A 19,185-nucleotide genomic window follows, 5' to 3' on the forward strand; every position below is an offset into this window, starting at 1 on the left:
GGGGGAGCTAAACCGAAATGCCCGGTAGGGGGTTACCAGTGAGCAGGCCGTTCCACGCCCATCGGCAACCGGGTGGCGGCATCGCCCCGCGCCGAGTTCAGCTGCGCCTGCGTGAGGAAAAGGCAACCGGTGAGATCGGCGCCGCGCAGATCGGCGTCCCGCAGATCGGCCCCGATGAGGTCGGCCGACCGCAGGTCGGCGCCCCGCAGATCGGCCGCGATCAGGTACGCGCCGCGCAGGTCGGCGCCCCGCAGGTCGGCGCCTTTCAATGCGGCCCCGATGAGATCCGAGCCCCGCCGGCTTTTCTTGCGGCCGGGGACATCGGCCCTGGCCAGCTCGCTGGCGCGCAAAAGGAGGGCGTTCACCCTTTCCCGTACCCCGTGGAGGTCCACTTCGGCGAGTTCTCCGGGGCCGCCCCGGGTGAGACGGTCGACGTCGTCGAAGGCCCGCCGGAGTTCCGCGCGGACGGGCCCGGCGGCCGGCAGCGCCACGGCCTCGTTCAGGTACCAGAGCAGCTCATGGAGCCCCCGCATGACGGGGAACACCTGGAACATGCGCCGCGCGGCGTCCGGGTCCCGCCGCCAGTCCCGCCCGCCGAAGGTCTGCTGCGACACCTTCTGACCGGCGCCGAAGCAGTCGAAGACCGTGCACCCCCGAAAGCCGCGCCGCCGGAGTTCGGCGTGGACGCCGCAGCGGAAGTCGGCCAGGAGGTTGCGGCACGGCTCGCCCGCGGCCTTGTCCACCGCGAAGTCGGCCGATCTGGCGAACGGCAGCGCCACGCAGCACAGGCCGGAACAGCTCGCGCAGTCGGCCTTCAGATCGGCTCTCTCCGGCAAATCCACGACCCCCCTTGGACGAGGTCCATTCTCCCGCCATGCCGCCTGTGCTCCGGACGCCGTGGGATACAGTCCGAGCACATGCCCACCTCCCTCACCGAGTCCGCCATCGTCACCAGGCTGCGCGCCGCCGGCTGCGTGTTCGCCGAGGACGAGGCGCGGCTGATCCTCGCCACCGCCCGCGACGCGGGTGACGCGTCCGCCATGGTGGAGCGGCGCGCCGCCGGGCTGCCGCTCGAACACGTCCTCGGCTGGGCGGAGTTCTGCGGCCTGCGGATCGCCGTCGAACCCGGCGTGTTCGTGCCGCGCCGCCGCACCGAGTTCCTCGTCCGGCGGGCCGCCGCGCTCGCCCCGCCGCGCCCCGTCGTCCTCGACCTGTGCTGCGGGTCGGGCGCGCTCGGGGCCGCGCTGGTCTCCGGCCTGGACGGATGCACCCTGCACGCCGCCGACATCGAGCCCGCGGCGGTGCGCTGCGCCCGCCGCAACATCGCGCCGTTCGGCGGCCGCGCCCACGAGGGCGACCTCTTCGCGCCGCTCCCGGACGCGCTGCGCGGGCGCGTCGATGTCCTGCTCGCGAACGTCCCGTACGTGCCGACGGGTGAGGTCGCGCTGATGCCGGCGGAGGCGCGCGACCACGAGCCGCGGGTGGCGCTCGACGGCGGCCCCGACGGCCTGGACGTCCTGCGCCGCGTCGCCGCGCAGGCGCCGCGCTGGCTCGCCCCCGGCGGCCGTCTGCTGTTCGAGACCAGCGAGCGGCAGCTCCCGGCCGCGGTCGCCGCCGCCCGGCGGGGCGGGCTGACCGCCACGGTCGAGACCTGCGAAGAGTCCCATGCCACGGTCGTCATCGCGGCAAAGCCCGTGTAAAACGCGACACCGGGGTAAAGGTCGGGATAGGACGACCTGAAGGAGTGAATCCCATGCGCCGCATCAGTGCAGCGCTCAGCGCCATCATCGGCACGATCGTCAGCATCGTGACCCTGCCGTTCCGGGTCCTGCAGCGGCTGCTGACCCCCGGGCGGGGCCGCTCGGCCCGAGCCCGCCGGTAACGGTCATTACGCGTGACCCGACGCCCCGGGCCAATGTCCCTCCGTATGGCCCGGGGCGTCCTCACGCCAAAAACACTTTGCGCTTCCGCCGCGTTTTCCTGCACCCTTTCTTATGCATGCCGAGGGTCTGTAGCTCAATGGGAAGAGCGCTCGCCTTGCAAGCGGGAGGCTGCCGGTTCGAATCCGGCCCGATCCACCCGGCGGAACCGCTGTCGTTCCGCCGTCATGTCGCACAGGCCGAAATGGTGAGGCACCTGACTTCCACTCAGGCGAACCGGGTTCGATTCCCGGGTGCGGCTCTGGACTGGGCCCGGCGGGAGTAACGACCCCCGGCTGGTCCTCCGGTGCCCGGGCGGGCGGACGCCACCGCCGCCGGCGGGCACTCGGGTGCGATGCGGGCGGGCTCCGCCGTCCGGGCACGCGGCGGACGCCGTCCCGTACCGGCGGGGGATGCCGGAGCCATGCCGAGCCCGCCCCGCCCCGCCCCGCCCCGCGCCCGCCCCGCGCCCGCCGAGCCGCTCCGCTGCCGTGGACCCGTCTTGACCTGCTCCGGTGTCGTGAATTATTTTGTCGTCCAAATATTGGTCTTCAAAGTATCGGTCCACGCCGCCCTGGAGGAATGATGAGCGACTATCCCGCGTATGCGCCGTCTGAGGAGCATGAGCTGCTGCGGCGTACGGTGCGTGAGCTGGCCGAGGCCAAGATCGCTCCTTTCGCGGCGGAGGTGGATGAGGAGTCCCGGTTCCCGCAGGAGGCGCTGGAGAGCCTGGTCGCCAATGACCTGCATGCGGTGCACGTGCCCGAATCGTACGGGGGTGCGGGGGCGGACGCGCTGGCCACGGTGATCGTGATCGAGGAGGTGGCCCGGGTGTGCGGGTCGTCCTCGCTGATCCCGGCGGTGAACAAGCTGGGCACGGTGCCGGTGCTGCTGGCCGGGTCGGCGGAGCTCAAGGACAGGTACCTGCCGCCGGTGGCGCGGGGGGAGGCGATGTTCTCCTATGCGTTGTCGGAGGCCGATGCGGGGTCGGACGCGGCGGGGATGAAGACCCGTGCGGTGCGTGACGGGGATGCCTGGGTGCTCAACGGCGCCAAGATGTGGATCACCAATGCGGGGGTGTCGCAGTACTACACGGTGATGGCGGTGACCGATCCGGCGGCGGGGGCGCGGGGGATCTCGGCGTTCGTGGTGGAGATGTCGGATCCGGGGGTGTCGTTTGGGGCCAAGGAGCGCAAGCTGGGCATCAAGGGGTCTCCGACCCGGCAGGTGATCTTCGATGACACCCGGATCCCGGCCGATCGGATCATCGGCGCCGAGGGCGGCGGGTTCAAGACCGCGCTGGCCACGCTGGACCATACGCGCATCACGATCGCCGCGCAGGCGCTGGGGATCGCGCAGGGGGCGCTGGACTTCGCGCTGGGGTATGTGAGGCAGCGCCGGCAGTTCGGTAGGCCGGTCGCCGATTTTCAGGGGGTGCAGTTCATGCTGGCCGACATGGCGATGCGGTTGGAGGGGGCGCGGCAGTTGACCTATCACGCCGCGGTCAAGTCCGAGCGGGCGATGCGGGGGGAGAGGGTCGCGGATCTGACGTTGGTGTCGTCGGCGTGCAAGGCGCTGGCCTCGGATGTGGCGATGGACGTCACCACCGACGCGGTTCAGCTTCTGGGGGGTTATGGGTATACGCGGGAGTTCCCGGTGGAGCGGATGATGCGCGACGCCAAGATCACCCAGATCTACGAGGGCACCAACCAGATCCAGCGCATGGTCATCGCCCGCCAGCTCCTCAAATAACCGGCAACCGCGCCTCGAAGAGCGCGCCGCCACCGGGAGCCTCACGGGCCGTGAGGCTCCCGCCGTGCGCCCGCACCAGATCGCGGGCGATGGCCAGGCCGAGCCCGGCGCCGCCCTCGTCCCGGCTGCGGGCGTCGTCCAGCCGCACGAACCGCTCGAAGATCCGCTCGCGGTCGGCGGCCGGTACGCCCGGCCCGTCGTCGGCGACCCCCAGCACCGCCGTGCCCGCCTCTTCGCGCAGCGACAGCCGGACGGTCTCGCCGGCGTGCCGCTGGGCGTTGTCGAGCAGGTTGCCGGCCACCCGGGCGAGCCGGCCCGGGACGCCCATGACCCGCGGGTCCGCCTCGATCGACGCCCGCACGGCGATCCGGTCGCCCGCCGCGCGGCGCTCCAGCTCCTCCCGGACGAGCCGCCCGAGCGCGACGGGACGCGCCGGTGGCCGGTCACCGGCGTCGATACGGGCGAGGAGCAGCAGATCGGCGGCGAGATGCTGGAGCCGCACCACGTCCTCGACGAGACCGTCCACGTCCAGCAGTTCCGGATGCGCCGCCGCGACCTCCAGTTGCGTGCGCAGCGACGCGATCGGGCTGCGCAGCTCGTGCGAGGCGTCCGCGACGAAGCCGCGCTGCCGCGCCACCGAGTCCTCCAGCGCGGCGAGGGTCTCGTTGGTCGTGGCGGCGAGGCAGGCGATCTCGTCCCGCGCGTCCGGGACGGGCACCCGCCGGCCGAGATCACCGGATGCGGTGATCTCCGCCAGCTCCGCCCGGACGGCCTCCACCGGGCGGAGCGCCCGCCGCGTGACCAGCCATGTCACGCCCGCGACCACGGCGAGCAGCAGCGGCAGGCCGGCGAGCATCGCGCGGGTGACCGCGGCGACCGCGTCCCGGGTGGCGGCGAGGCCGGCGCCCGCGTACACGGTGACGGTCTCGCCCCGCGGGGTCGTCACCTCGACCGCCGCGAACCGGTAGTCGGCGGTCCGGCCGTCCACGGTCGCGCTGCCGGTGGTGAACGCCGGGTCGTCGCCCGACACCTTGCCGCGCCGCGGGTCGTCGTCCCGGCCCTCATCGTCGTCGTGCCCGCGCCCCGAGCCGCCGGGCCGCACGGCGGGGGAGCCGGTGCCGTGGATCGCCTCCAGGTCCTTGCTCGCTGCCCGCACCCGTCCGTCCTCGCCGACGACCTGCACGGGCCGGTCCTCGGCGTCCGGCAGGTCGAGGCCCCCGAAGGAGGCGCCGGCCGCGAGCTGCGAGGCGACGTCCCGCGCCGCCACCTCGGCCCGCAGGTCCGCCTGCCCGGCCAGGTTCGCGCGCAGCAGCAGGACCACCGCGAGCCCGGCGGCGACCAGCGCGCCGGCCACCACCGCAGTCGCGCCGAGTGTCGTCCGGGCCCGGACGGACGCCGGGCGGCGGGCCATGTCAGGCGCCCCCGTCCCGGGCCAGCCGGTATCCGGCGCCGCGCACCGTCGTGATCGACCGGCGTCCGAACGGGACGTCCAGCTTGCGGCGCAGCGCGCTCACGTACACCTCGACGATGTTGGGGTCGCCCTCGTAGGCGAAGTCCCAGACCGCCTCCATGATCTGCGCCTTCGACACGACCTGCCCCGCGTTCGCCGCCAGGTGCTCCAGCACGGCGAACTCCTTGGCGGTCAGCTCCACCTCCGCGTCGCCCCGCAGCACCCGCCGCGCCCCCGGGTCCACGGTGAGGTCGCCGAGCACGATCGCGGGCGCGGCGCCCCGCGTCCGGCGGCGCAGCAGCGCGCGGACGCGCGCCACCAGCACCACGTAGGAGAACGGCTTGGTGAGGTAGTCGTCCGCGCCCGTGTCCAGGCCCTCGGCCTCGTCGTACTCGCCGTCCTTGGCGGTCAGCATCAGGATCGGGGTCTCCTCGCCCGCCGCCCGCAGCGCCGCGCACACCCGGTAGCCGTTCATCCCGGGCAGCATGATGTCGAGGATGATCAGGTCGTACTCCCCGCCGAGCGCCCGCCGCAGGCCCTCCGCCCCGTCATGGACGGCATCGACCACGAAGCCCTCGGCCGCCAGCCCCCGCGCGAGGGAGGTGGCCAGGCGCTTCTCGTCCTCCACGATCAGCAGGCGCATGCCCCCCAGGGTGCCAAACGCCACCTGAAGACGGCTTCAGGTTGCTTCAGCCGCGCTACAGGAACGCCCTGCATCGTCGGTTCCGCAACGGAGACGACACCGGAAGGCGGGAGTTTCGATGGGGATCGACGTACGGCGCATGTTCACGGGACGCGGGCTGGTGGTGACGGTGGTCGCCGCCGGCGTCCTCGCGGGCGGGGGAGCGACGGCGGCCGTCGCCGCCGGCCACGGCGACGACCGGGGCCGCGGCGCGGTGCCGTCCGACGACGACCGGCACGATGACCACCCCGCCGACGGCTCGCCCGAGCCGGCGGTCTCGCTCGCGCAGGCGGTGGACGCGGCGCTGAAGGCCGTCTCCGGCAAGGTCGAGGAGGTCGAACTCGACGGGGAGCACGGCAAGACCGTCTGGGAGGTCGGCGTCCTCGCCGGCAACGGTGCCCGGCGCGACGTGACTGTCGACTCCGGCACCGGCAAGGTCCTGGCGAACCGTGCCGACGACCGGGACGAGGAGGGGAAGGCCGACTCCGCCGCGCTGCGGAAGGCGGAGGTCACGGCGCCGGCCGCGGCCGGGGCGGCGCTGAAGGCCGTCCCGGGCCACGCCGTGTCCGCCGAGTTCCGGCGCGGGCACCGCGGCGCCGTCTGGGAGGTCGAGGTGATCGGACGGAACGGTGCCGAGCACGAGGTCGCCGTGGACGCCGCGACCGGGAAGGTCCTCGGCGGCGGGCACGGCGAGGACTGACCGCGCCCGCGGCGGGGAAGGAACGCGCCGAGGAGGTGCGGATGAGCGAGCAGAGGCCCGGTCCCGGTATTGACACGAGCGTCCCGCACGTGGCGCGCATCTGGAACTACTGGCTGGGCGGCAAGGACAACTATCCAGTGGACCGTGAGGTCGGTGACCAGATCCTGGGGATGCTGCCGGACGTGGCACGGCTGGCGCGCGCCTCCCGGCGGTTCCTCAACCGGGTCGTGTGGTATCTGGCCGCCGAGGCGGGCATCCGCCAGTTCATCGACATCGGGACGGGCCTGCCCACGGTCGACAACACCCACGAGGTCGCCCAGCGGGCCGCGCCCGAGTCGAGGATCGTCTACGTCGACAACGATCCCCTGGTGCTGGAGCACGCGAGGGCACTGCTCACCAGCACCCCCGAGGGGCGCACGGCCTACACCCAGGCCGACCTGCGCGAGCCCGACCTCATCCTGGAGGCCGCCGCCGAGACGCTCGACTTCGGCAAGCCGATCGCGTACACGCTGATGGGCATCCTGGAGTTCGTCCCGGACGACGAGCAGGCGTACGGGATCGTGCGGCGGCTCATGGACGCGGTGCCGTCCGGCAGCTACTTCGCCATGTACGACGGGACGAACGTCGTGCACGGTGAGGCGTCCGACCGGATCGTCGAGCTCTGGAACGCCTCGGGCAACGCGCAGCTCGCGCTGCGGACGCCCGAGCAGATCGCGGGATTCTTCGAGGGGCTGGAGGTGCTGGAGCCCGGGATCGTCCCGGTGACGCACTGGCGCCCGGACACGCCCGGCGAGCCCGAGGCGGTCGACGCCTACGGCGGTGTGGGCCGCAAACCCTAGGCCGTCCCCGTCGGCTGCCGGACGGCGGGCACCGTGCGGTCCTGAAGGAACCGGCGCGCGCTCGCCGACCTGAAGACCGCATTGGAGAAAGTCCCGATGACCGCAGGCGAGTTCGTCTACACGACCTACATCAAGACCACCCCGGAACGCCTCTGGGAGGCCCTCACCGATCCCGCCTTCACCCGCCGCTACTGGGGCGTCTCCTTCGAGACGGACTGGAAGCCCGGCTCCACGATCACCTGGCACGAGGACGGCCCGGCGATGGCCGACCCGGAGCAGGTCGTCCTGGAGGCCGAACCGGGCCGCCGCCTCTCCTACACGTGGCACACGTTCACGCCCGAGTGGGCGAAGAGCGTCGGCGTGGACGAGGAGACGCGCCTCAAGCTGATGGCCGAACCCCGCTCCACGGTGACCTTCGAGATCGAACCCGCCGGGGAGACGGTCGGGCTGACGGTCGTCCACACGGCCGGCGAGACGCTGCTCGGCATGTCACGGCACGGCTGGCCGCGCGTCCTGTCCGGCCTGAAGACCCTCCTGGAGACCGGCGAACCCCTCCCCGCCACCTGACCCGCCGCCCGGGTACGAGCGGCGGGTCATGAGCGGCAGGGGGCGGCCGGCGGGGAGTCAAAGGAGCATGCCGCTGCCGCCGGACTCCTCCTCGCCGTCGATGGTGCGTTCGAGTTCCAGGTATTCGTCCTCGGGCCACAGTTCGCTGGCGAGCCCGGCGAGATACTCCTCCTCGCCGGGACCGAGTTCGGCGGTCATGGACTCGGGGTGTACGTGCCCGGACGGGGTGTCGGCGGGCGGCGGGTCGGGAGCGGGCCCTGACGGCATGGGGCGGAGCAGCCCGGCCAGGCAGAGGCCGAACAGGGCGCCCAGCGACATGAGGACCAGGACTGGGATCACACCACACCGTCCTTTCGTGGTCGAGTTCCACATGATTCTTGCGTAAGTAGCAAAACAGTTGAACGTTATCGGGGTGATCCCGTGGATGGGAGCCCGACATGCGGCCGCCGGAGAGAATGACCCGGTGGAGTCTCACGTGGACGCGCACGCGCGCGAACTGGCGAGGATCATCTGGGATCACCTCGTCGTGTCCGGTCCGCTCTCCCAGGCTGACGTGATCCTCGCGCTCGGGTGCCACGACACGCGGGTGGCGGTGCACGCGGCGAGGCTTTGGCATGGGGAATGGGCGCCGCTGGTGATCGTCTCCGGCGGGCGCGGCAAGATCACCGAAGGGTGGGCCGAGACCGAGGCGGAGGTCTTCGGGCGGGTCGTGCGCGAGCACGGCGTTCCGGCCGAGGCCCTGCTGCTGGAGGAGACGGCGACCAACACGGGGGAGAACATCACCGCGTCCCGGCGGCTGGTGCGGGAGCGGGGGATCGCCGTGCGGAGCGGGATTCTCGTCGCCAAGCCCTACATGACGCGCCGGGCGCTCGCGACGGCGCGGCGCCAGTGGCCGGAGGCCCGGTGGTCCGCCTCCGCCCCCGACCTGGGGTTCGACGCGTTCGACGCGGACGAGCGCCAGTTCATCGAGCTGATGGTGGGGGACCTGCAGCGCATGGTCGTCTACGCGGAACGGGGCTTCCAGGTGCCGGTGCCCGTTCCGGCGGCGGCCTGGGCGGCGTACGAGGAACTCGTCCGGCTCGGATATGACAGGCACGTGATCCGGTGACCACGTGCGTTCGCGCTAGGCGGTCGTGACGGGGCGGTGCGGAGCGATCACGCGGCCGTCGGGAAGTAGTTCGCCGGTGTCCTCGAAGAGGACGATGCCGTTGCAGAGCAGGCTCCAGCCCTGCTCGGGGTGGTTGGCGACGATGCGCGCGGCCTCACGGTCGAGGCGGTCCGGTGCCGGACAGGACGGCTCGTGCCTGCAGATGGTGGCGTGCTGATCGGTCACGGGGTTCCTCCACGGTGTCCCTGTGATTAAGGACATAATGCAGCCTGCCGTCGTGCGTCCGAAATATGCAAGTCGATGGCGGATTCTTTACCGTGCGGCGCGTGTGAAGCATGGCGATACCGGGCAATCGGGGCGTTTCACCGCAATAGCCCCCCGTCGGGTTCGTCGCCGTGGTCCACGTCCAGGCCGACGACGGCCGTGCAGCCCGTGCAGATCCACTCGGCGATGACGGCCTCGGAGTTGGTGGCGTGCGTGCGGTACGGGCGGTCGACCGTGCGGCGCCGCATCCCGTGGCCGCAGGACGAGTGCAGCAGCCGGCCGCAGGCGGGGCACGGCCAGACGTCCTCGCGCCGCAGGTTGCACCGCGGGCACAGCGGCGACTGGTAGTGCCCGGCCGGTTCGCCGAAGGCCAGCTCCTCCAGCCACTCGTGCTCCAGGTCGAGGTACTCGTCGCGGGGCCAGTGGTGATCGGCCAGCCACGCGAGGTACTCCTCGTCCCCCGGTTCCAGGACGGCCGTCAGGGACTCGGGGTGCTCGTTCTCCGAACGTTGTCGGCGCCTGCCGCGCCGCGCGGTGGCCAGGAGCGTCAGCAGGCCCAGGAGCGCGGCCGCGGCCAGACCTGTCGCCAGGGGCATCGCGGCGTCCTCAGATGATCTTGCGGCGGGAAAGTCCGATCATGAATGCGGTTCACAAAACGCTGCGAACGCTACAAGAAAGGTCTGACAACGGAAAAGTCGATCAAAAAGATCCTTTACTGGATCATGACGGGCGCCCGGTGTCCGGAACCGGGTGGTACCTCCCGTCCCGGACCGTGCAGCCTGCGGGAACCGGGCCTTCGACCCGTCCGGGGCGGCCCGCGTCTGGAAGGCGTGATTTCACTCTCCGCTGAATCCGGACGGCCGAGTCAGTCCTCGCGGCTCAGCACGGCCACCATCCGGGTGTGCCGGGGGTGCTCCAGCGGCCCCCTGTCCGGGCTCCTGGGGCGAGTGTCAAAAAATCGGACTAACAGCCTTAAACCGGGTATGGGTCACGCACTTGTCCTCAACGCGGAGGGAGAGGTCGTGGCTGACACCAACCGAGGCGTCGTCTACCAGGCGCCGGGCAGGGTCACGGTCGAGGACCTGGACTTCCCCCGTCTGGAGCTGGCCGAGCAGGACGGACGCCAGCTCCAGCACGGCGCCATCCTCAAGGTCCTGGCCACCAACATCTGCGGCTCCGACCAGCACATGGTGCGCGGCCGGACGACCGCACCCGCCGGGCTCACGCTCGGCCACGAGATCACCGGCGAGGTGATCGAGACGGGCAGGGACGTCGAGTTCATCAAGCAGGGCGATCTCGTCAGCGTCCCGTTCAACATCGCGTGCGGCCGCTGCCGCAACTGCAAGGAACGCCATACCGGCGTGTGCGAGAACGTCAACCGGGCCCGGCCGGGCGCCGCGTACGGGTACGTCGACATGGGCGGCTGGCACGGCGGCCAGGCCCAGTACGCGGTCGTCCCGTACGCGGACTTCAACCTGCTCAAGTTCCCCGCCGACCGCGACACGGTCATGGCGAAGCTGCCCGACCTGGCGATGCTGTCGGACATCTTCCCGACCGGCTACCACGGCGCCTACTCGGCGGGCGTGACGACCGGTTCGACCGTGTACGTGGCGGGCGCGGGACCGGTCGGCCTCGCCAGCGCGACCTCCTGCCTGCTGCTCGGCGCCGCCGTCGTGATCGTCGGCGACATGAACGCGGAGCGGCTGGAGCAGGCGCGCGGATTCGGCTGCGAGACGATCGACCTGTCCCGGCACGAGAACGTGCCGGAGCAGATCGAGCGGATCCTCGGCGTCCCGGAGGTGGACGCGGCCGTCGACTGCGTCGGGTTCGAGGCGCGCGGCCACGGGCCCGAGGGCTCGGCGGGGGAGCGGCCCGCGGCCGTTCTCAACACGCTGATGGAGGTCACCCGGGCGGCCGGCGGGGTCGGCATCCCCGGCCTGTACGTGACCGGCGACCCGGGGGCGGAGGACGAGAACGCGAGGGTGGGCCAGCTCGGGATCCGGATCGGGCTCGGCTGGGCCAAGTCGCAGTACTTCATCACGGGGCAGTGCCCGGTGATGTCGTACAACCGGCAGTTGATGATGGCGATCCTGCACGACCGGGTGCAGATCGCGCGGAACGTCAACGCGTCGGTCATCCCGCTCGACCAGGCGCCCGAGGGGTACGCCGAGTTCGACCGGGGCGCGGCGCGCAAGTACATCCTCGACCCGCACGGCGTGCTGGGGGCCGCCGCCTGATCTGCGCCGGCGGGCTCGCGGACACGGTGCCGCGAGCCCGTCAGGCGATGCCGCCGGCGATCCGCAGCGCCATCGCCATGATGGTGAGCTGCGGGTTCACCTCCGGGCACGTCGGCAGGACGGACGCGTCCGCGACGTGCACGCCGCGCACGCCCCGCAGCCGCCCGGACGGGTCGACCGGGGCGGTGTCGCCGGCGCCGAGTTTCGCCGTGCCCGTCGGATGGAACCCGGCCAGGTGCAGGTCGGCGCGCGACGCCGCCGCGGCCGCGCGCGTCAGCTCGTCCTCGTCCCGGACGACGGGGCTGCGGGCCAGTCCGGTGAGCACCTCCTCGGCTCCGGCGGCGAACAGGATGCGGCCCATCGCGACCATCGCGCGGCGCAGCCGGCCCGCGCCCTCCCGGGTCAGGTCGTAGCGGAGCAGCGCGCGGTGCCGCGAGCCGTGCACGCGGCCGGACGGGGCGTCCGCGATCATCGCGCCGAGCACCGCGAGGCGGCGGGCGCCGTCCAGCTCGCCGCGCAGCCGCCGGCCGATCCCGGGCAGCGGGAACGAGGTCATGCCGGGCGGGGTCGCCGTCGCCTCGATGAGGATGCCGTCGCCGTGCAGTTCCTCGATGCCGACGCTCTGCATCACCCCCGACCACGACTCGACCGGCTCGGCGAAGCGTCCCGCCACGTTCGTCGCGGGGTGGACGGCCATGCCCCGTCCCAGCTCCGGATGCCCGCCGAGCCCCGAGCGCCGCAGCAGCAGCGGCGTCTGCGTGGCGCCGGCCGCGATGACGACGCGGGGTGTGATGATCTCGAAGCACGAGCCGTCCGGGCGGCGCGCGCGCACGCCGGTGGCGATCCCGCGTTCGACGAGGATCCGCTCGGCCCGCGCATGGGTCACAATGCGCGCGCCCGCTTCACACGCCTGCGGGAGAGCGTTCAGGTGAACGCCGTACTTGGCGTTGTGGGGGCACCCCACGGCGCATTGGGAGCTGCCCCTGCAGCCCGGCGCGTTGCGGCGCAGCGGGGCGGCCTGCCAGCCGAGCCGCTCGGCCCCCGCGAGCGCGAGCAGCCCGTTGCGTCCGAGCGGCTCGACGGGCTGCCGCGCGACCCGCAGCGTGGCCTCGACCTCGTCCAGGTGGGCACCGAAATCCTCGACCGGGACGCCGAGGGACGCCCACCGGCGCAGGACGCGGTCCGGCGTCCGGTAGCAGGTCCCGCTGTTGACGACGGTCGACCCGCCGACCGCGCGGCCCTCGGGCAGCAGCAGCGGCGGACGGCCCAGCGCCACCGTGGCGCCGCCGTCCCGGTACAGGTCGAGGAACCGGTCGAGCGGCGGGCGTTCCCGGAACTCCGCGGCCGTGAACCGCCGCCCCTCCTCAAGGACGATCACCGACATGCCGCGCCGGGCGAGCGTCCTGGCCGCCATCGCGCCGCCGGCGCCGGATCCGATCACCACGGTGTCGGCGGTCGAGCAGGCCGGCCATTCGCGGGACGGCGTGCAGTCCAGCGCGGCGTCGGGCCGTGCCGGCGCGTCCGGTTCCGGCGGTCCCGGCAGCAGCTCGGTCCCGGCGGCGAGCAGCAGCGGGATCTTCACCGTCTCGACGATCCGGGACGTGGCCGCGTGCGAGGCCAGCCGCGCGCAGAGCGCGTCCCGGCCCCGCGCGTCCAGCCGTTCGAGCGGGCGCCCGGTGGTGAGCCGCGACAGCGCGTCCAGCGTGCCGGTGCCGGCGGCCAGCCCGAGCCGCGCGGGTCCGGGCAGCGTCCGCGCGATGGCCTCGGCGCCGGCGGTGACCCGGGCCAGCTCGCCCGCGTCCTCGATGCCGAGCAGCAGCGAGATCGTCCCGGACATGGCGCTCACCGCAGCCCCACCTCCGCATGGCCGGTGCCGGCCAGGTGCCACTCGCGCTCGGTCTCCCAGGAGCGGCCGGCCCTGCGCGCCAGGAAGATCCGCACGTCCGCGCGTTCGGAGTTGTGGCAGACGGCGGGCGCGCCGTCCGGGTCGGCGTAGTCGACCGCGACGGTCTCCTCGGGCCGCTGCGTCACCTCGACGCGCAGCCACCGGTCGCCGAGGCGTCCCTGGACGGTCCACGTCGGCAGGCCGATGCCGGCGCGCAGCCGGAGCGCCGCGAGTAGCGGATCGCCGGACGGCAGGTCCGTCCCGTCCACCCGCAGCCGGACCAGCGGGAGCGGGGGCAGCCGGTCCAGGCCCGGCCGCGTCGAGACGGCCGCCACGATCTCGCACACGTCGCCGCCGCCGAGATCGGCGTGCAGCCATGCCCACCGCCGCGCGTTGCCGTGCCCGTAGATGTGGGCGGACCCGCCGGGCGCGCCCCGCAGGGTCAGTGTCCGGTCGCCGAAGCGCACCACGCCGTCGTAGACCGCGGTCGGCTTCGGGACGATCTGCGCGGCCGGCAGCAGCTCCCGCTCCCAGGCCCAGCGCGGGAAGGTGTGGAGGGGGCGCCCACCGCCCGATTCGCGCAGGTCCCAGCCGATCGTCCCGGCGGTGCCGGTGAGCCTGCCGGCGGTCTGTACGACGGGACCGGCGGTGAACACGGCGTCCTCGGGACGGCTCCACCCGTGCGGGCCGAACCGGGCGAACACCGGTGATCCGCCGGGCGGGAAGACGGCGGCCCAGCCGTGCGCCCGCGCCTCGCCGGTGTCCGGCGCGACCAGCTCGTGGTGGAGCCAGACGCCGGTGCCGGTCGCGGGGTCGGTCAGCGTCGTGTACCAGACCTCCAGCCGGCCGGGCCGGCCCCGCCAGCGCGATCGCATCGGATCGTCCGGCCGCGCGGGGAGGCGGAAGCTCGCCAGGAACGCGGCGAGGTCGCGGCGCAGGTCGAACCGCAGCCGCGCCTCGCCGAGCACCGTCCCGTCCTCGTCGGTCACGGTGACGGGAAGGGACGTCATCGACCGGACGGGCCGGCGCGGTGCGACCGTTTTCCAGCCGTCCAGATGGAGGCGGCGCCCGTCCGCGGCGGTGAAATCCATCGTGTACCGGATGCGGCGGGCGGCGAGCGGCGCGACGCGCAGCCGTCCCGAGGCCGCCTCGTCGTCCGCCCAGCCCGGCACGACGACACGTCCGGTGAGGGCTCCCTCCGTGTCGCCCCAGGGGCAGAGCACCCCGGGGAGGTCGACGTCCAGCTCCAGCCGCATCGGCCGCGGGCGCTCCTCCCCGGCGAGCCGCAGAGTTCCCGCCATGACCTCGCTGAACGTCGTACGGCGGCCGCTCATCGCGTCCCCTCCAGCATGATCGCCTCGGTCTCGGTGAAGTACGCGGCGGCGGCCGCGCGGGCCCGCTCCGCGTCGCCGCCGCACAGCGCGCCGATCAGCGGTGTGAGCCGGTCCGCCGCCGCCGCGGGGTCGGCGAACGCGTGCGTGAACCCGTCCCGGACGGTCAGGTACGCGTTCAGCAGGGCGTTGACCATGAACCCGTACACCCGGTTGCCGGTGGCCGCCGCGATCACCCGGTGGATCTCGCATTCGGCGAGCTGCGCCGTGTCCGCGTCCTGGGCGTCCCGGACCTCGCCGGCCAGTTCCCGCAGCCGCGCCCGCTGCGCGTCCGTCGCGTTCGCGGCCGCCTTGGCCGCCACCAGCGCGCCGACCTCGCGCCGCACCTGGAAGATCTCCGCCTTCCAGGCCGGCCCGACCGTGCTGACCAGCATGGGCAGCAGCTCCGGCCCGCCGAGCCGCTCGTAGTCGCGCACCCGCGTGCCCACCCCGTGCCGCGTCTCCAGCAGCCCCGCCTGCGCGAGCCGGACGATCGCGTGCTTCAGCGACGTGCGGGTGACCGCGTAGCCGGCCGCCAGCTCCCGCTCGGGCGGCAGGTACGAACCGGGCGGGTAGCGGCCGCTCAGCACGTCGTCGCGCAGCCGGCCGACGAGCGAGTCCACGACGGTGTCGCGGGGGATCGGCGAGGACGGCACAGAAACCTCCAGTGGTCCAGTGGCTCAGCCACTGGACCACGTGCATCGCTCCGGCGTCAAGACCGGGGCTTTGGCGCCCAGCCTCGGGGGCCCTGTCCGGTCGCGGGGACGGCGTCGACGGGGTAGCGGCTTCCGCCGATGCCCAGCGCCCGGTCGAGCAGGCGCCGGTTGGCGGCGAGCATCTCCGCGACCGGTGCGCAGCCCGGTGAGGCGGTGCGCAGGACGCCGAACAGGACCGGGTCGTCCGGCACCGCCAGCATCGGGACGTGGCCGACCCGCAGCGCCTTGATCAGGATGACGCCGAGACCCAGGTCGGCCGGCGTCATCTCGGCGAGCGTCGCCTCGATCACCGCGGCGGCCCGGGACGCGGGCAGGAAGACCATGCCCCACGGGTGCGGGCGCGCCCACTCGCCGAGCGCGATCAGCTCCTCCACGTCGGGACGCAGCCGGTCGGTGAACTCGGGGTAGGCGAGGTCCTCGGTCCGCGCGGTGCCGGCCGGCGGGGCCGCCCCGGCACGGTAGAGGACGGCCTTGGCCTCGAAGCGCCAGCCGTCCTCCGACGGCTTGACCTGGCCGGAGATGTGCTCGGCCCGGACCTCGCGCTGGACGCGGAGCAGGTCCGCGGCGTCCCGGCAGGGGATCGTGCAGCTCAGCACCCGCCGCGGCGCGGGGACGAGCCGCAGTGTCGCCCCGGTGATGACGCCGTGCCGGCCGAGCCCGGCGCGGACGGCGTCGAAGAGCTCGGGGCGGACGCCGGGGGAGCAGGCCACGGGCTCACCGTCCGCGACGACGTCGAGGGCGAGGACGTTCTCGGCCTGCGTCCCGTAAAGGTGCGAGGTCCCGCCGATGCCGCCCGCGGAGATCGTCCCGCCGACCGTCACGTCCAGGTGGTCGGTCAGGACGGGCGGTGTCAGCCCGAGCGGCAGCGTCGCGGCGAGGACCTCGCGCCAGCTCGTCCCGGCGCCGACGGCCGCGTGCCGCGCGCCGACCTCGCCGACGCCCGCGAGCCCGCGCAGATCGAGTGAGATGCCCGTGGTCAGCGACTGGCCGTGGGCGGAGTGCCCGAGGCCGCGCGGGACCACCTCCAGCCCGCGCGCGGCGGCCTCGCGGACGGCCGCCGCGACCTCCCGCGCCGACCCCGGCCGCACGACCCGCGCGGGGCGCAGCTCGACGATTCCCCCGAAGTCGCGCATGCTCATGCTCCTCGCAGGTGGCGGCGGCGCCGCGGCCGGCGTGCGCGGAGCCGGCCGTGCGGCCGGGCGCGCCCCCCGGGTGGATTGCTCTCCTCCGGCGGCGGTACGCCGCCGAGCGTCTCACGGGCGATGGAACTCCGGGCAGGGTCCTGCCCGGCAGTGTGATATGGACAACTTTTCCGCCCTCTGCCGCGCCGACTGACCGCCGAATCAACAGTGGTAACCCGGACCGGAAAGGAATTTGGCCTGCTCTCATCCGGGGAGAGGGTGCTCCCGCTCGCCTGACAGCGACCTTTTCCGGCCGCCGCCTCTTAGCGTCGAAGTGACAAGATGTTCCTGATGACCGTTTTTGGGCATGAGTGATCGCTGAAGGGTTCCTGGAGAGGCGGGTCGCAGGTGTCGCGCGGTAGCGAGTTCGTGGTGGTGGCCAATCGACTTCCGGTCGACCGGACCGTGGACGGGGACGGCGCTCCCCGCTGGCGGCGCAGTCCCGGGGGTCTGGTGAGCGCGATCGCCCCGGTCATGCGGCGGCGTCAGGGCACCTGGATCGGCTGGGCCGGTGCGCCGGACGAGGAGCTCGAGCCGTTCGAAGAGGACGGCATGTCGCTCCACCCCGTCGTGCAGTCCGCGCGGGAGGTCGAGCTCTACTACGAGGGCTTCTCGAACGCGACGCTGTGGCCGCTCTACCACGACGTCGTCGCCACGCCCGTCTACGACCGCTCGATGTGGGACGCCTACGTCCAGGTCAACCGGCGGTTCGCGGAGGCGGCGGCCGAGGTCGCGGCCGAGGGCGCGATCGTCTGGGTGCAGGACTACCAGCTCCAGCTCGTCCCGCGGATGCTGCGCGAGCTACGTCCCGACCTGCGCATCGGCTTCTTCCTGCACATCCCGTTCCCGCCGCTGGAGCTGTTCTGGCAGCTGCCGTGGCGGCGGCAGATCCTGGAGGGCCTGCTGGGCGCCGACCTGGTCGGCTTCCAGTTGCCGGGCGCCGCGGCGAACTTCGTGCGGCTCTGCCGGCGGCTCCTGGACGCCCGCCACGTCAAGCAGGACGTCTTCTGGGACGACCGCGTCGTGCGGGCCCGCGCGTTCCCCATCTCCGTGGACGTGAGCGAGCTGAACGAGCTGGTCGGACGCGCGGACGTCCAGGAGCGGGCGCGGGAGATCCGCGCCGACCTGGGGGAGGCCACCGTCCTGCTCGGCGTCGACCGGCTCGACTACACCAAGGGGATCACGCAGCGGCTCCAGGCGTTCGGGGAGCTGGTCCAGGAGGGCCACATCAAGCCGGGCCAGGCCGTGTTCGTGCAGATCGCCACGCCGAGCCGGGAGCGCGTGGAGCAGTACCAGCTCCTCCGGGAGGAGATTGAGCAGCTGGTCGGGCGGATCAACGGGGAACACAGCGAGATCGGGTTTCCGGTCATCCACTATTTGCACAATTCGTATGACCGTGCCGAGCTGACCGCGCTCTACCTGGCGGCGGACGTGATGGTGGTGACCCCGCTGCGGGACGGCATGAACCTGGTCGCCAAGGAGTACGTCGCCTGCCGCAGGGACCTGCGCGGGGCGCTGGTGCTGAGCGAGTTCACGGGCGCCGCCGCCGAGCTGAAGCGAGGCGCGTTCCAGGTCAACCCCTACGACATCGACGGGCTCAAGGGCACGCTGCTGGCCGCGCTGAACGCCGGGCCCGCCGAGCAGGCGCGGCGGATGCGCTCGATGCGCCGCCGCGTGATCGAGCACGACGTGGACCGCTGGGCCCAGTCGTTCCTCAGCGAGTTGGAGCGTCCGGAGCATCCGGTTCCGGCCGAGCCTGCTGCGGCGGCGCCGGAGGGCTGACCCGGAGGTCGAAGGCCGCCCAGACGGCCTTCCCGCCGGTGGCGAGCCGTGCCCAGCCCCATGCGTCGCTGACCGCGCCGACGACGACGAGGCCGCGGCCGCTCTCGGCGAACCGGTCCGGGTCGCTCGGGAGGGGCTCGGGCGTGCGCCTCGACGGGTCGGTGACCGAGACGACGAGCCGCCGCGGGTGACCGACCAGCACGAGCTGGATCGGGCACAGCGGCAGCGGCTGGGGGAGCCCCTCCAGGCCGTGCCGCAGCGCGTTCGTCACCAGTTCCGACACCGCGACGACCACGTCCCCGGCGTCGCCGGTGAACCCCCACTCGTCCAGTGTGGCCTGCGTGAACTCGCGCGCCGACCGGGGCGCGGTGATCTCCGCGGGCAGCACGCGCCGCGCCGTGCGCGGGGTGCCGGTGTGCGGTGCGGGCCAGAGCCCGGCCAGGCCCGGCACGGCGACCGGGACCAGCGCGAGCGGGTTCGCGGGGCCGTTCGGGCCGGCCGGGGCCGGCGCCGAATCCTGCCAGGGCGCGTGCGCGGAGGCGGCGTGCCGCGGCCGGCGGCCCCCCATGGCGGCGGGAGCTGCGACTTCGTCTGCCTGGTCAACGGTCATTTGTCAAACCTCAGAGGCGTGCGGGGTGGTCACCGGCGAGTGTTCGCTATCTTGCTCCCCAAGTCGTGCAGATGCAAGACCGTCTGCATGAACGAATGCAAGAACGAATGCACGTGCATCTCG

General features: G+C 73.1%; 20 protein-coding genes and 2 tRNA genes. 11 read left to right on the forward strand and 11 right to left on the reverse strand.

The window, feature by feature from the left end; genetic code table 11:
• Positions 1 to 32: 32 nt before the first annotated feature.
• On the reverse strand, positions 33 to 842 hold the full coding sequence (locus tag ACQP1N_RS14080; RefSeq protein WP_433231720.1) for a pentapeptide repeat-containing protein: 810 nt from the start codon (positions 840 to 842) through the stop codon (positions 33 to 35).
• 75 nt (positions 843 to 917) lie between these two features.
• On the opposite strand from ACQP1N_RS14080, the gene ACQP1N_RS14085 reads away from it, so the two are divergent.
• The 5 genes from ACQP1N_RS14085 to ACQP1N_RS14105 all read left to right on the forward strand — a co-directional run bounded on the left by ACQP1N_RS14085 (position 918) and on the right by ACQP1N_RS14105 (position 3,671).
• Positions 918 to 1,700 carry a putative protein N(5)-glutamine methyltransferase gene (locus ACQP1N_RS14085; protein ID WP_433231723.1) on the forward strand — a complete coding sequence of 261 codons (783 nt, stop codon included), beginning with the start codon at positions 918 to 920 and terminating at the stop codon, positions 1,698 to 1,700.
• Positions 1,701 to 1,753: 53 nt separating this feature from the next.
• Positions 1,754 to 1,882 carry an LPFR motif small protein gene (locus ACQP1N_RS14090; protein WP_255218843.1) on the forward strand — a complete coding sequence of 43 codons (129 nt, stop codon included), beginning with the start codon at positions 1,754 to 1,756 and terminating at the stop codon, positions 1,880 to 1,882.
• Between the two features lie 123 nt (positions 1,883 to 2,005).
• A tRNA-Ala gene (locus ACQP1N_RS14095) sits at positions 2,006 to 2,078 on the forward strand.
• 31 nt (positions 2,079 to 2,109) lie between these two features.
• Positions 2,110 to 2,181: transfer RNA gene (locus tag ACQP1N_RS14100), tRNA-Gly, on the forward strand.
• 323 nt (positions 2,182 to 2,504) lie between these two features.
• On the forward strand, positions 2,505 to 3,671 hold the full coding sequence (locus ACQP1N_RS14105; RefSeq protein ID WP_433231726.1) for an acyl-CoA dehydrogenase family protein: 1,167 nt from the start codon (positions 2,505 to 2,507) through the stop codon (positions 3,669 to 3,671).
• Here the strand turns inward: ACQP1N_RS14105 and ACQP1N_RS14110 are convergent.
• Entirely contained in the window at positions 3,664 to 5,082 is a 1,419-nt protein-coding gene (locus ACQP1N_RS14110; RefSeq protein WP_433231728.1) for a sensor histidine kinase, read from the reverse strand. The genes ACQP1N_RS14105 and ACQP1N_RS14110 overlap by 8 nt on opposite strands.
• A gap of 1 nt (position 5,083) precedes the next feature.
• Complete coding sequence (locus tag ACQP1N_RS14115) at positions 5,084 to 5,764, reverse strand: response regulator transcription factor (protein WP_433231731.1); 681 nt, start codon at positions 5,762 to 5,764, stop codon at positions 5,084 to 5,086.
• A 118-nt stretch (positions 5,765 to 5,882) separates the two neighbouring features.
• On the opposite strand from ACQP1N_RS14115, the gene ACQP1N_RS14120 reads away from it, so the two are divergent.
• The 3 genes from ACQP1N_RS14120 to ACQP1N_RS14130 all read left to right on the forward strand — a co-directional run bounded on the left by ACQP1N_RS14120 (position 5,883) and on the right by ACQP1N_RS14130 (position 7,909).
• Positions 5,883 to 6,503: a PepSY domain-containing protein gene (locus tag ACQP1N_RS14120; RefSeq protein ID WP_067795997.1), complete on the forward strand. Its 621-nt coding sequence runs from the start codon at positions 5,883 to 5,885 to the stop codon at positions 6,501 to 6,503.
• A 41-nt stretch (positions 6,504 to 6,544) separates the two neighbouring features.
• On the forward strand, positions 6,545 to 7,342 hold the full coding sequence (locus tag ACQP1N_RS14125; RefSeq protein WP_433231734.1) for an SAM-dependent methyltransferase: 798 nt from the start codon (positions 6,545 to 6,547) through the stop codon (positions 7,340 to 7,342).
• Between the two features lie 96 nt (positions 7,343 to 7,438).
• Positions 7,439 to 7,909 (forward strand): SRPBCC family protein, encoded by a 471-nt coding sequence (locus ACQP1N_RS14130; RefSeq protein WP_433231737.1) that lies wholly within the window; start codon positions 7,439 to 7,441, stop codon positions 7,907 to 7,909.
• Positions 7,910 to 7,966: 57 nt separating this feature from the next.
• Here ACQP1N_RS14130 and ACQP1N_RS14135 read toward each other — a convergent pair whose 3' ends face one another.
• Complete coding sequence (locus ACQP1N_RS14135) at positions 7,967 to 8,248, reverse strand: hypothetical protein (protein WP_067796005.1); 282 nt, start codon at positions 8,246 to 8,248, stop codon at positions 7,967 to 7,969.
• 124 nt (positions 8,249 to 8,372) lie between these two features.
• Between ACQP1N_RS14135 and ACQP1N_RS14140 the strand changes: the two genes are divergently transcribed.
• A complete protein-coding gene (locus ACQP1N_RS14140; RefSeq protein ID WP_433231740.1) occupies positions 8,373 to 9,017 on the forward strand; it encodes a YdcF family protein in 645 nt (214 codons plus the stop codon).
• Positions 9,018 to 9,032: 15 nt separating this feature from the next.
• Here ACQP1N_RS14140 and ACQP1N_RS14145 read toward each other — a convergent pair whose 3' ends face one another.
• Complete coding sequence (locus ACQP1N_RS14145; protein ID WP_067796131.1) at positions 9,033 to 9,221, reverse strand: DUF5999 family protein; 189 nt, start codon at positions 9,219 to 9,221, stop codon at positions 9,033 to 9,035.
• Between the two features lie 158 nt (positions 9,222 to 9,379).
• Positions 9,380 to 9,877: a hypothetical protein gene (locus tag ACQP1N_RS14150; protein ID WP_067796011.1), complete on the reverse strand. Its 498-nt coding sequence runs from the start codon at positions 9,875 to 9,877 to the stop codon at positions 9,380 to 9,382.
• Positions 9,878 to 10,303: 426 nt separating this feature from the next.
• Here ACQP1N_RS14150 and fdhA point away from each other — a divergent pair, with 426 nt between their 5' ends.
• Positions 10,304 to 11,518: a formaldehyde dehydrogenase, glutathione-independent gene (fdhA, locus tag ACQP1N_RS14155; RefSeq protein WP_242608881.1), complete on the forward strand. Its 1,215-nt coding sequence runs from the start codon at positions 10,304 to 10,306 to the stop codon at positions 11,516 to 11,518.
• A 40-nt stretch (positions 11,519 to 11,558) separates the two neighbouring features.
• On the opposite strand, the gene ACQP1N_RS14160 is transcribed toward fdhA, so the two are convergent.
• The 4 genes from ACQP1N_RS14160 to ACQP1N_RS14175 are packed head-to-tail and all read right to left on the reverse strand — an operon-like array spanning position 11,559 to position 16,622.
• A complete protein-coding gene (locus tag ACQP1N_RS14160) occupies positions 11,559 to 13,355 on the reverse strand; it encodes a GMC family oxidoreductase (RefSeq protein WP_067796135.1) in 1,797 nt (598 codons plus the stop codon).
• A gap of 5 nt (positions 13,356 to 13,360) precedes the next feature.
• On the reverse strand, positions 13,361 to 14,737 hold the full coding sequence (locus ACQP1N_RS14165; RefSeq protein WP_433231742.1) for a hypothetical protein: 1,377 nt from the start codon (positions 14,735 to 14,737) through the stop codon (positions 13,361 to 13,363).
• Positions 14,734 to 15,429, reverse strand: coding sequence for a FadR/GntR family transcriptional regulator (locus ACQP1N_RS14170; protein WP_433231745.1), 696 nt, complete (start codon positions 15,427 to 15,429; stop codon positions 14,734 to 14,736). The genes ACQP1N_RS14165 and ACQP1N_RS14170 overlap by 4 nt, the downstream gene beginning before the upstream one ends.
• A 56-nt stretch (positions 15,430 to 15,485) precedes the next feature.
• Entirely contained in the window at positions 15,486 to 16,622 is a 1,137-nt protein-coding gene (locus ACQP1N_RS14175; RefSeq protein ID WP_067796017.1) for an FAD-binding protein, read from the reverse strand.
• Positions 16,623 to 17,018: 396 nt separating this feature from the next.
• On the opposite strand from ACQP1N_RS14175, the gene ACQP1N_RS14180 reads away from it, so the two are divergent.
• On the forward strand, positions 17,019 to 18,452 hold the full coding sequence (locus ACQP1N_RS14180) for an alpha,alpha-trehalose-phosphate synthase (UDP-forming) (protein ID WP_084262766.1): 1,434 nt from the start codon (positions 17,019 to 17,021) through the stop codon (positions 18,450 to 18,452).
• Here the strand turns inward: ACQP1N_RS14180 and ACQP1N_RS14185 are convergent.
• Positions 18,385 to 19,062 (reverse strand): ATP-binding protein, encoded by a 678-nt coding sequence (locus ACQP1N_RS14185; protein WP_067796024.1) that lies wholly within the window; start codon positions 19,060 to 19,062, stop codon positions 18,385 to 18,387. The two genes, ACQP1N_RS14180 and ACQP1N_RS14185, sit on opposite strands and share 68 nt — an antisense overlap.
• Positions 19,063 to 19,185: the final 123 nt, after the last annotated feature.

Origin of the sequence: Actinomadura formosensis, assembly GCF_050948385.1 — a bacterium.
GTDB classification, from domain to species: Bacteria; Actinomycetota; Actinomycetes; order Streptosporangiales; family Streptosporangiaceae; genus Spirillospora; species Spirillospora formosensis.